7 protein-coding genes are annotated in these 12,660 nt (G+C 42.7%); all 7 read left to right on the forward strand.

The window, feature by feature from the left end; all coding sequences use genetic code 11:
* Positions 1-8: 8 nt before the first annotated feature.
* Genes F7734_RS08950 through F7734_RS08980 form a run of 7 tightly spaced genes read left to right on the forward strand, consistent with a single transcriptional unit; the run spans position 9 to position 12,658 of the window.
* Complete coding sequence (locus F7734_RS08950; protein ID WP_155744340.1) at positions 9-1,163, forward strand: hypothetical protein; 1,155 nt, start codon at positions 9-11, stop codon at positions 1,161-1,163.
* Positions 1,160-1,783, forward strand: coding sequence for a phage baseplate assembly protein V (locus tag F7734_RS08955; RefSeq protein ID WP_155744341.1), 624 nt, complete (start codon positions 1,160-1,162; stop codon positions 1,781-1,783). Before F7734_RS08950 ends, F7734_RS08955 begins: the two co-directional genes overlap by 4 nt.
* Positions 1,783-2,142 (forward strand): GPW/gp25 family protein, encoded by a 360-nt coding sequence (locus tag F7734_RS08960; protein WP_155744342.1) that lies wholly within the window; start codon positions 1,783-1,785, stop codon positions 2,140-2,142. Before F7734_RS08955 ends, F7734_RS08960 begins: the two co-directional genes overlap by 1 nt.
* Positions 2,139-4,871: a putative baseplate assembly protein gene (locus F7734_RS08965; protein ID WP_243146767.1), complete on the forward strand. Its 2,733-nt coding sequence runs from the start codon at positions 2,139-2,141 to the stop codon at positions 4,869-4,871. The genes F7734_RS08960 and F7734_RS08965 overlap by 4 nt, the downstream gene beginning before the upstream one ends.
* Complete coding sequence (locus F7734_RS08970; protein ID WP_155744343.1) at positions 4,868-7,795, forward strand: putative baseplate assembly protein; 2,928 nt, start codon at positions 4,868-4,870, stop codon at positions 7,793-7,795. The genes F7734_RS08965 and F7734_RS08970 overlap by 4 nt, the downstream gene beginning before the upstream one ends.
* On the forward strand, positions 7,792-10,344 hold the full coding sequence (locus tag F7734_RS08975) for a hypothetical protein (protein ID WP_155744344.1): 2,553 nt from the start codon (positions 7,792-7,794) through the stop codon (positions 10,342-10,344). The genes F7734_RS08970 and F7734_RS08975 overlap by 4 nt, the downstream gene beginning before the upstream one ends.
* Before the next feature lie 10 nt (positions 10,345-10,354).
* A complete protein-coding gene (locus F7734_RS08980; RefSeq protein ID WP_155744345.1) occupies positions 10,355-12,658 on the forward strand; it encodes a DUF6519 domain-containing protein in 2,304 nt (767 codons plus the stop codon).
* Positions 12,659-12,660: the final 2 nt, after the last annotated feature.

The following is a 12,660-nucleotide window of genomic DNA, read 5'->3' on the forward strand; positions in this document are numbered from 1 at the left end:
TAGAATTTATGCCCGACAATGGTATACGCTTAGAACTTAGGATTGGTCGTCCTACCACACCAGTACCTGCTCCCTATGAGGTGGTAGATGCGCTGGTTGATTTAGAAGTCACTCAGCAAGACCGCGACCGTAGCGGCTTTCAAATGACCTTTAGTCTTGGCAAAGAACTCAGAAATTATTCAGATTATTGGTTGCTACGCGAAGGAATATTAAACCCTCCCAATCGAGTTATTATCACAGTTATTATTGGGGTCTTAGTCGGTACTAATCGCCCAATTCAACGTAAAATTTTAATTGATGGAGTTATTACTAACCATCAAGTTGTTCCTAGTAATCAACCAGGTGAATCAAGACTCATAGTCACTGGTGAAGACATTAGTTTGATGCTCGATCTAAAAGAAAAAAGCACGACTTATGAAAACCAATCTGACTCTAATATTGTTAAGCAGTTGTTACAAAACTATAGCGAATATTGGTCAACAACTGATGTGCAAAATAGCGAATATACACCCACAAAGGAAAAACTTATCACAACTCAGCAGGGAACTGACTTAGATTTTATTCAAAAACTAGCGCAACAAAATAGTTTTATTTTTGAAATTAAGCCTAGCAACATTCCTGGTAAAAATATTGCCTATTGGGGTGAGGACAAACGAAGCATAACTCCTTTTCAACCCGCACTATCAATGAATATGGGGGCGTTTACAAATGTAGATTCCTCCATTACATTCAACTTTAATGCTTTAAAACCGACTGAACCTCAAATGGAAATTGTTGATGACACCTCCGGACAGCAAATTCCCGTTCAGATTCCCACTTCACTAGGTCAACCCTTAGCTAGCGAGCCAGCAAAACCATTACGTCAAACCATACTACGCTGTAGCGATAAACTTGACCCAATTCCAGCAAAGCTTCGCGCTGAGTCAGAGCTGTCACGTTCGCGTGAAGATGCGGTAACTGCTAGCGGAGAAGTAGATACGGTGCGCTACGGTCATGTCTTGCAAGTGCGTCAATTGGTAGGAGTACGAGGTGTAGGTAAAAGTTATGGTGGCTACTATTACGTCAAACAAGTCACACACCGCATCAAGCGCGGGGAATATAAACAAAGCTTTACCCTCATTCGTGAGGGAAGAGGCGCAACAACTCAGAGAGTAGAAGTATGAACATACAAGAACATAGCGGTTGTGGAAGTACTAACAAACAAAGTTCTCCTTTTTATGGTAAATACCGTGGGGTTGTTAGTGATAACAAAGATCCGTGGAAAATAGGTCGATTGCGAGCTAAAGTCGAAGATGTGTATGGCGATCGAGAAAGCGGTTGGGCGCTGCCTAGTGTACCTTATGCAGGAAAAGGGGTTGGGTTGTTCTTAATTCCGCCTGTAGGCGCTTTAGTCTGGATTGAATTTGAAAATGGAGACCCAGATTATCCTATCTGGACGGGCTGTTTTTGGGCTGATGACAAGGTAGGAGCGGGTATATTACCAGCGACACCAGCGAGCCCAGAAATAAAAGTGCTGAAAACTGATATCGGTACGATTGAGATCAACGATACCCGTGGTCAAGAAAGTATCACTATTGCAGCTAAGATAGGTGGACAAACCATGCAGCTAGCGATAAATGCTTCCGAAATTAAAATCATCAATGGTCTCGCCTCTGATGTTGGAGCTGCTGCTATTAGGCTGAAAAACACTCCAGCAATTGAAATCAGTACCGGGCGGGGTGCAAGCGTAAACCTCGATGGAATGAAAGTTTCCATCAATGGCAACGCTTTGGAGGTGATGTAATGAACATTGATTTTCCACTTTCTTTTGACAAATGGGGTCGCACCGCTAGCACTAGCTATGAAAATCACATCCGCGACTTGATTGAGCAACTCTTATTTACCACTCCAGGGGAACGGGTTAACCGCCCTGATTTTGGCTGTGGCATATTGTCTTTAATATTTTCACCTAACAGAACAGAACTGGCAACAGCAATGCAAGTGACTATTGCAGCGGCTATTGAGCGCTGGTTAAGTGATTTGATTGACCTCAATACGCTGGAAGTTAAGAGTGAAGATTCGAGTCTTTATATAACAGTGCAGTATCGAGTGCAAAGCACTGGTGAGGAACAAACAGCAACTTTTAGGACGACAGTACCATGAACAATTCTTTGTATAGTCGCGATATGTCGCGTCTCTACACTTGTCAAAATGAACAGCGCCGCCACGAAGTCCGCAGACAGGGAAGAAACGGGCTAGATTATTTGGAAGTTGGTGAGGACTTGCGATCGCGTAGCGGCTCCTTTGGAGCATCGCTCTACGTCTACTTTCTGGGAACAATACCTGACAACCTAACAAAGGAGAACGTGCGGATTGAAGGGGGTCAGCGCATTCGCAATCTTCAAGTGACTAGTTTAGAGGTAGAATGCCCTGAAGACTCCGAGGCTTACTTAAAAGTCAATCTCAACCAATCGGGTGATTTCTCTACTTACACTTTGCGCTTAGTCGCATTAGATGAGCAAGGCAAACTGATACAACATCCTGATTTTGACTCGCGCTTCGCTCAATTGCAATTTAAATTCCGCAAGAGTGATTGTAGCAGTGAGTTAGATTGCCTGCAACAGGAAAGTTGCCCACCACCGCAACTGGTTGAACCGAATATTAACTACCTAGCAAAAGATTATGCTAGCTTTCGCCAGTTGATTTTAGACCGCTTGTCTCTGATTATGCCGGACTGGCAAGAACGTCATGTCCCCGATCTAGGCATTACTATAGTAGAACTTTTAGCCTATGTTGGCGATTATTTAAGTTATTATCAGGATGCTGTTGCTACAGAAGCTTATCTAGAAACTGCCCGTCAACGAATCTCTGTTCGTCGCCACGCTCGTCTCATTGATTATCCCATGCATGAAGGCTGTAATGCTCGGACTTGGTTGTGGATAGAGACAAATTTTGATGTTCGCCTTGAAGACAAGAAAAACTTTTACTTTATTACTGGTTATAAAAATGCCCCGCTCCTTGGCACTATTCTTAGGGCTAACGAAGACCTAAAAGATGTTCCTCCTAATAGTTATGAGGTGTTTGAGCCTCTAACTCCTGCACCTATCCAGCTTTATGTTACCCATAATCGGATATGTTTTTATACTTGGGGTGAAAGTTCCTGCTGTCTACCTTCTGGTTCTACAAGTGCTACGTTGGTGGATGGGTTTGTACCTTCCCAAGATGACCGTAGGGACGCAAATGCGGATATGGGTAGGGGCGCAAGCATGAGCGCCCCTACGGATACCCCAACACAACGGAAATTGCGGTTGAAGGTTGGTGATATTCTGGTTTTTGAAGAAATCAAAGGTCCAAAAACGGGTCATCCAGAGGATGCAGATGTTACCCATCGCCATGTTGTACGTCTTACCAGTGTCAAACCGAGTATAGACGAACTTTACAATCAGCCGATTCTAGAAATCGAATGGGCAAAGGAAGATGCGCTGCCTTTTACACTTTGCATCTCAGCAATTATACTGTCAGAGGGGAATGCAAATATGGGTGGTACGGGCGCAAGGCATTGCACCCCGACAATGTCTTGCGCTTTGGTTGAGGATATTAGTGTTGCTAGGGGCAATGTTATTTTAGTCGATTACGGTAGAACTATCTGTAATGAGGATTTGGGGACAGTCTCAGGAAAAGAAGTCAGGCACAAGTGTGAAGAGGAAGGGGAACTTGTAAAAATTGATGTTGTACCAGACCGTTTCTGTCCTATCTTACAAGAAACACCTTTAACTTTCAGTCAACCTCTTTCAAAGAAAACCTTTTCTCAAGCTCCTGCTTCTAGTTTATTAAACCAAGACCCTCGCCAAGCGTTACCTCACATTTATCTACACGGTAGGGTCGTAAATATCGGTATGGTTGCAATGGGTGGTACGGGCGCAATGGCTTGCGCCCCTACGGATGATGATAATCTGTGGGTTCCCCAACGCGATCTCATAGATAGCGAAGGTGAAGATAAACATTTTGTTGTTGAGATGGACAATGATGGACAAGCCCATTTACGCTTTGGAGATGGTGAGTTGGGAAGTCTTCCTGCAGTGGGAACTCACTTTTGGGCTACTTACCGAGTCGGTAACGGTCTATCCGCTAATGTCGCTGCTGGTGCAATTTCTTACATTGTCTTCCGTAATGTCAATTTTAATGCTCTCAGGCTAAAAGTACACCAGCCGTTACCTGCTATAGGTGGGACACCGCCTGAACCCCTATCTCAGGTGAAATTATTAGCGCCGCGCTTGTTGGAAGATAAGTTAGAGCGTGCGATCGCAGAAGATGATTACGCTCAACTGGTGATGCAAAATTTCTCTACCAAAGTGCAACGCGCAGCAGCAACATTCCGCTGGATGGGAAGTTGGTATGAGGTGTTGGTCATTGTCGATCCATTAAATCAAGACGACGTTGATGATACGCTACTTCAAGAGATAACAAATCATTTAAACCTTTACCGTTGCATAGGTCATGATGTGGTCGTCAAGCCAGCAACCCGCGTCCCACTGGACATTGCTATGGAGGTATATGTCAAATCTGACTATCTACGAGGTCATGTAAAACCAGCTTTAATCGATGCTTTTAGCAACCGTATTTTACCGGATGGACGGCGGGGATTTTTCCATCCAGACAATCTTACCTTTGGTAAAGGAATTGCACTCAGTCAACTTGTTGCGATCGCTCATGCTATCCCCAGTGTTGAAAGTGTCTCTATAACAAAGTTAGAACGTCTTTTTGAAGGTGCAAATGGAGAGATTGAAGCAGGATTTCTACCCATTGGTCCTTTAGAAATCGCCCGACTTGACAACAACCCTAACTTCCCCGAAAACGGTAAATTCTTTTTGGATATACGAGGTGGAAGATGAAATTAAGCTGTAACTGTGGCTGTCACTCAAACCAGAACTCAAACTGTGGCTGCTGTACGGGTGTAGATATTTTGACACCCATGAAGATAACAAACCTACCAGGTTCGTCTACTTTATCATACCGCGTGGGTACCCATGCCACCTTTTTGGAAACAATGAAAGCGCGTCTAGCTAACAACAGCTTTCCAGCGCTCAACAACCTGAAAACAAGAGATGCTAACGACTCCTCTATCGCCTTCTTAGATGCATGGGCAACAGTTGCTGACGTTCTGACATTTTATCAAGAACGCATCGCTAACGAAGGTTATTTACGCACCGCAGTTGAGCGTCAGTCCCTGGTGGAATTAGCACGTTTGGCAAAATACGCACCATCACCCGGTGTCAGCGCCAGTGTCTATTTAGCTTTTACCCTTGAAGACGGCTACAATATAGAGATTCCCGTTGGTACTCGCGCTCAAAGCACACCCACTTCTGAGGGACTCCCCCAATCATTTGAAACATCGGAAAAACTAGAAGCCCGTGCAGAGTTGAATATTCTTAAACCCAGGATGACTCAACCGCAGGGGATTACTCTAAATCCAGATAAGCCCAATCCAACGGACGCCTCAAAAATTGACAAGCTTTATTTAGAGGGTATAGGGGCGAACCTGCAAACGAACGATCTCCTTTTATTCATCTTTGGCAATAGTGACAAGCAGCAGATTTGGCGTCGGGTTCAGACGACTGAACTTCAAACTGCTGACAATCTAACCAAGATTATACTACAGCCCCCTGCGCCAGCGATACCACAACCTGACTCGCAAACCACGACTCAGACAGAACAAAGTGGCTCATCGCGAACCCCAACTAAGGCAGAAAAAATAGAACAAATCCTCAAACCACCATCACAGCAACCAGCCAATGCTTTACAATTGCAGCGTACAAACGAGCAAATCTTTGACCCTAAAAAGGTAGACATTACACCGTGGTTAATTAAAACTTTAAAGCCTGCTGTAGGTAGCGCAATTTATCAGATTTTAACAGGTAATGGGATTTGTTCCGAGTTACAGCAAATTCAGGCTTTAGGTATCAAAGCTGCTCCTTTTGGACATAACGCAGGACTAAATCTTGTTCTCAACGAAAGTGGGCAGTTTACTAATAGATTTGAAGAATGGCAAATTGCAGGTGTAGAAAATAATAAGCTACCAGCAGAGTTGCAAAAGGTTTTAGCATTAGATGCACAGTACGACCAAATGACACCAGGAAGTTGGGTTGCGATCGAGCGTGCTGATAAAAATGAATTGTGTATCTATCGTGTAGAAAAAGTTGAGAATATATCGAAAACAGATTACGGCCTAGTTGCTAGGGTAACACAACTGACTTTAGATAAACCTTGGTTACAAGAAGAGGATATATCTTTGGAGATAATGCGTAAAACTACGGTATATCTCAAGAGCGAAGTTCTCTCTTTATCAGAAAAACCTATCAAATTGGATGTATCCAATAAAACAGAAACATCTACCGAAAATGACATCCTCGACCAAATGGAAATTGAACTGGATAATCTTTACGAAGGTTTACATCCAGGTCGTTGGCTAATTATTTCTGGCGATCGCAATGATACATCCAATATAAACGGTGTCAAGGGTAGTGAAGTCGTTATGTTGGCTGGGGTCAGACAGGACGTAAATCCTAATTTACCTAATGATAAACCCCACACCTTCCTCAAATTTGCTCAACCTTTAGCCTATTCTTACAAACGTGACACTGTGACTATCTATGGCAATGTGGTAAAAGCCACTCATGGAGAGACGCGTACTGAAATCCTGGGTAGTGGTAATGCATCTGTAGCAAACCAACAATTTACCCTCTCTGGACGACCCCTCACTTATCTACCGGGGCTGACACCCACAGGTGTTACCAGTACCTTGGAGGTCTATGTTAACGATGTCCGTTGGTATGAAGCAGAAACTTTGAATCAGTTAAGCCCAACTGACCGTTGCTTTATGACTAAAACTGACAATGATGGCACTGTAACTATTATCTTCGGCGATGGGAAAAATGGGGTTAGGTTACCTACTGGTATTGAAAATGTTAAAGCAGTTTACCGCATTGGTATTGGCAAAGGGGGTAATGTTGGAGCAGAACAAATCAAGCAACTTGCGACACAACCTCTAGGTTTAAGAGGTGTCATTAATCCCTTACCAGCAACGGGTGGTGCAGACCCTGAAAGTCGCGAACAAATCCGCCGCAATGCATCTTTGGGGATGACATCCCTTAACCGTACTGTTTCCGTCAAGGATTATGCAGACTTTGCTCGCAACTTTGGTGGTATTGGTAAAGCAAGCGCTGTGTATCTTTCAGATGGGGTTCGTCAAGTTGTTCATCTCACCATCGCTGGCGCTGACGATATTCCTATTGATAAACACTCAGATTTATACCGTAATTTCCTCCAAGCACTACACAAATTTGGTAACCCCTATCAACCAATATGGGTAGATATACGCGAACTTATGCTGTTAATTATCAGTGCTCGTGTACGTATTTTATCCAGTTATCAATGGGAAACAGTAGAACCGAAAATCCGTGCTGCATTACTCGATACTTTCAGCTTTGACCGTTGGGAACTGGGTCAAGATGTAAGACTGAGTGAAGTCATTAGCACGATTCAACAAGTGGCTGGGGTAGATTACGTGGATGTGGATATCCTAGATTCCGTTTCGGAAACCGAAGCTAAACAACCAGACCTTTTAAAAATAAAACTTGAAAACCTAGCAAAGGTGGGTATGGGAATAAGTACAGCACAGCCAAAACAACGTATCGATGTTAACTTAGCTTTTGCTCATCCAATAGCTGGTAAACGCTATTCTCCTATCCACCCTGCTCAATTAGCTATTCTTAGCCCCCAAGTGGCGGACACGCTGATTCTTAAGGAATTGAAATGATGAACAAATCACCAGACCGTCTTTACGAACTCCTACCAGCGATTTACCGCATTCGCGATGCAGAACTTGGTTATCCCCTTCGGGATTTATTGCATGTCATTACAGAACAGGTAGACGTTGTTGAAGCTGACATCACTCAACTTTATGACAACTGGTTTATTGAAACTTGCCAAGATTGGGTAGTACCATATATTGGCGACCTCATTGACTACCAAAGCGTCCTTTACACTGGTAAATTGAGAAACGCAAGTACTCTTGAAGGACAACAGCACAACAAAATTTTAATTCCCCGACGGGAAGTTGCAAATACTATCCGCTACCGCCGACGCAAGGGTACCCTGGCGCTGATCGAATCCTTAGCTTATAAGATTGCTGGTTGGTCAGCACGAGTTGTAGAGTTCTATAAGTTCCTTAGCTATACGCAGAATATCAATCATTTGGGTTCCCTCAGTCAAACAACAGTGAATTTGTGTCAAATGGATGCACTGGGTAAATTGGATAGCCCATTTGATGAATTAGCACATATAGTAGATATACGTAGAATCCTTTCTCAATATGAGACCGGGAAATACAATATACCCAGTGTAGGGGTCTTCGTTTGTCGGCTCAAAACCTACTCTGTAACTAGGACACCAGCTTATTGCTTGGAGGAAGTGAGCCCTAATTGCTACACCTTCAGTATAACAGGCAACGATATTCCTCTCTACACTCACCCAGTACTCGAAGAAGATTCCAGCCAAAATCCTCGTGAGTGGAATTTACCCATTCCCATCAGCCGACGAGCTTTGCAGTCTCGCATGAGTGACTATTATGGCCCAATCTCAGAGCAATTTCTCAAAAGTTTAGAAATCTGGGTGGGAGATGGGTCACAAGTGCTACCAGTAGCGCCAGAGAAGATTATTGTTGCTGACCTGAGCGATTGGAATTACCAACCTCCTAGAGACCATGTCGCAGTTGACCCAGAACTCGGTCGTATGGTTTTTCCACGACGCCAATTACCTAAAAATGGAGTTTGGGTTTCTTACTATTATGGTTTTAGTGCTGACATCGGTGGTGGTGAATACAACAGACCATTGTTGAATCCTGAAGGAAATTTGCTGCTTGACGTAGAAGATGCGATCGATCCCGCAGGACTGATCGCGAAACTGAAAGAGAATTCTCCTTTATCCCAGTTTATGCGATCGCAATTCTCCCTCAATACCCAAAACCTGTTGAATAGTCACAATCCCGTTTACTCCCCCCAACTATCATTAATTAAGGCTGTCGTTGATGAACTTAACCTACTGCTTCTAGGCGAAAGTCTTTATGAGGAACACCGTTTTGCATCTATAAGGTTAACTGAGAGAACCAATTGGTTGGTTCAGCACAACCTGCAAGGTAAAGAACTGATTCGCCTCAATCGGTTGCTTTTACAAGAAGTCTTTCCCTACGAAATCAGAAAGCATAAAGACTATGCACTGTACCAAGTCAGTCAAAATATAAGAGAATGCCATCAAACTATTACTGAAGCAATTTTACAATGGCAGAGAGAGAAACCTCGTCGTGCTGTCATCGAAATTCTTGATAGCGGTGTCTATGTAGAACGGATTGACATTCACCTAGAAACTTCTCAAACCCTGCAATTACGTGCAGCCAATCGTCAACGTCCAGTCATTCGCATTCTAGACTGGAGGACTTCTTACGGAGATGCGTTAAATGTCACACTCAACTCAGGAAGTTCCTTCACCCTTGACGGCTTACTCATTACCGGGCGAGGAGTCCATATAGAAGGCGTAGGGGCGCAAGGCATTGCGCCCGTACAGACATCAAGACATGGGATGCAAAAACCACCATCAGTATTTATCCGTCACTGTACACTAGTACCAGGTTGGTCATTGCATTGGGATTGCGAACCTCGACACTCAAATGAACCAAGTTTAGAGCTATTCAACACAGACGCACATACAGTCATTGAACATAGTATCGTTGGCTCTATTGAAGTCAACCAGGATGAAGTTCAGACTGACCCCTCACCCATACACATCTACGATAGTATAATAGATGCTACCAATGTGGAACGGGAAGCCATTGGAGCAGTAGGTAGCTCCATAGCCCACGCTCGGTTAACCATTGCACGGAGTACTGTACTTGGTCAAATTAACGTACATAGTATAGACTTAGCAGAAAACAGTATTTTCAACGGAAAAATATTCGTCAGCCGTCAACAACAAGGTTGTATTCGTTTTTGTTATGTGACTCCGAACTCACGCACGCCACATCGGTATAATTGTCAACCCGATTTAGTAGAACAGGCGATCGCAGAAGAAGCTGAACGACAACAAGAACGCGATCGGGTACAACCTCAGTTTAACAGCACACACTATGGCACACCCACATACTGTCAGTTAGCAGATAGTTGTGCGGAGGAAATTAAACACGGCGCTGATGATGAATCGGAGATGGGTGTTTTCCATCACCTGTATCAATACCAAAAAGCGGCTAATTTACGCAACCGTTTGGATGAGTATACACCAATTGGTATGCAAGTAGGCATTATTTACATTAACTAAAGAGGATAATATGCAAGGCGAATTTAGAGGGGATTTTACCCGTAACACCTACGATAAGAGCAAGCAGTTCTTACGAGTACTCATGCAGCAAGGACGAGTTCAACTCGATGCTGACTGGAACGAACAGGTATCTATTTTATTAGATCGCATACAAACCTTAGCGAAGGACATCATTGGACTGCATGGGGGTTCAGAAGATAATTGCGGCTTTGAGTTTATCGCTACTGAAGAACAGATTGATAACCTCAAAAATTTGAGCGATGGGGAAAAAGCAACATTAAAAGAACAATTGCGTTCCGAAGGTTTTCTCATTGGAAAAGGGAACTACTATGTAGAAGGTATACTGTGTGAAAATAACAACTACATACCCTTTGCCAAGCAACCAAACTTTACCCCTAATCTTAGTTTAGGTCCCCGTGAAATCAAAGAAAAAGCTATTAATTATCTTGCTTATCTAGACGTTTGGGAAAGGCACATCACTCACGTTGAAGATTATGATGAGTTAAAAGCAGGGATTCGTGAAGTTGCTTTAGGTGGTGTAGATACGGCAACTCGCTCAAAGCTAGTATGGCAAGTAATGCTGAAAAAACTTGACGATGATAACAATATAAAAATCATTGGGAATCAAGTTAAAAGGAACTATAATTTTTTCCGGAATTTGTTAGGTCAAGACCATTTGAAGCCAGGAAATGGAGTGTTGAGAGCCAGAACAACAAAACTCTTGACTCCTAGCTCAAAGGATTCTTGTATCATGCCTTTTCATTCCAAATATCGTGGAGCAGAAAATCAACTTTATAGAGTAGAGGTTTTTGATGTTTACCGCACTGGTAACAATTGTAAGGTTACATTTGTTTGGTCGCGGGATAATAGCTCAGTTGTTTTTCCTATTGTGGCATTTTCAAGTCTCACAGACTCAACCATAACGCTCACACTTGAATATCTAAAATGCGGCGATCGCTTCAGTTTATCGCTAGGAGATTGGGTAGAGATTGTATACGATAATTATGTACTTCATGATGTTCCTAGAAAACTGTTCAAAGTTGATAAAGTTGACCCGATAGAAAACCAAGTTACACTCTCGTTAGAAGTAAATTCTGAGAAAATAGACTCTCGGCTCCATTGTTGGAATGCAGTTGGCTCGGAACAGCGTCCTCTACTACGCCGATGGGATTCCCGTGAAATTTCTGTAGAACCACAGAACGGAAAAGATGAGTGGATTGCACTAAAAGATGGTGTTGAGGTTCAATTTTCAGAAGGCTTTTATCAGGTAGGTGACTATTGGCTGATTCCCGTCCGTACTGCCACAGGAGATGTAGAATGGCCTAAAATAAAAGATGGAGATAAACTAATACCAGATGCTCAAAAACCTCATGGAGTAGCTCATTATTATGCCCCACTGGCAATTATTTCAGTTGATTCAAATCAAGTAGAAGCTTATGATTGCCGACAGAAGGTGAGCAATCAGACTAAATTTGAATTGAATCGTGTTATTAACGCTAGTTGGCATCACGATCAAGTGTTTGAAGTCAGCAACTTAGGAGAACAGGGAGAGGGAGAAACCACAGCACCAGACCAAATCTTTGATGTTAAGTCACAAGATTTAAAAAATTTATTAACTCAATTAGGATTGGTGATTGAGTTCCAAAAAGCAGTACGAGTTGATAGTCTGCACCAGCGTAGTCTGTTACTTTCAGCACAAAAAATTACCCCAACAGGTGGCATAGAGTCTTATCTGTTACCAGTAAATATTGAACCAGTGGAAGTTAAAAAGAGGGAAATAAAGTCTATTCGTTGGTTCATTGGTAACGATATTGTCAGTAACGAATTTAATTTAATTACAGAAGTTGAGAGAGCGAATAATCAAGACTTTACTAATGCTGTTCGTTTGATTCTGCCTCAAGATTGGTCTACAAAAGAAGTTTTTACGAAACATACTTTCTCTCAGTTGAAAGTCATACTACATGGTGAGTTCATCTTGAATGAAGAAATTCTACTTATTATCCCAAATCTGAATGACACCAAGAAACTTAATGATGGTATAATTCCAGAGAATTTCCGCCAGCATTTGATGGAACAAGGTATTTCCATTTCCCACAAAGCTCTTCTTTTTAAAGAAAAGGATAACCTGAGATGGCGCTTAATTAATGGAGAAAAGATGTACGTTATTAGGCAAGAAAACAATCAACTAACTGTTAACACAGTTCATGCACTTGATGGAAACCATATCTGGCCCGGTGTACCCGAAATCCCTAGTGGAAATGGGTCAAGTGGTGATAACTGGATTAGTATTATTAATATCCTGCAACCACAATAATG

The organism is Scytonema sp. UIC 10036 (assembly GCF_009725235.1).

Bases quoted from the DNA above. Each gene is read 5' to 3' on its own strand.
- F7734_RS08955 (WP_155744341.1), top strand. From the start codon at position 1,160: ATGAACATACAAGAACATAGCGGTTGTGGAAGTACTAACAAACAAAGT.
- F7734_RS08950 (WP_155744340.1), top strand. From the start codon at position 9: ATGCCCGACAATGGTATACGCTTAGAACTTAGGATTGGTCGTCCTACC.
- F7734_RS08975 (WP_155744344.1), top strand. From the start codon at position 7,792: ATGATGAACAAATCACCAGACCGTCTTTACGAACTCCTACCAGCGATT.
- F7734_RS08960 (WP_155744342.1), top strand. From the start codon at position 1,783: ATGAACATTGATTTTCCACTTTCTTTTGACAAATGGGGTCGCACCGCT.
- F7734_RS08970 (WP_155744343.1), top strand. From the start codon at position 4,868: ATGAAATTAAGCTGTAACTGTGGCTGTCACTCAAACCAGAACTCAAAC.
- F7734_RS08965 (WP_243146767.1), top strand. From the start codon at position 2,139: ATGAACAATTCTTTGTATAGTCGCGATATGTCGCGTCTCTACACTTGT.
- F7734_RS08980 (WP_155744345.1), top strand. From the start codon at position 10,355: ATGCAAGGCGAATTTAGAGGGGATTTTACCCGTAACACCTACGATAAG.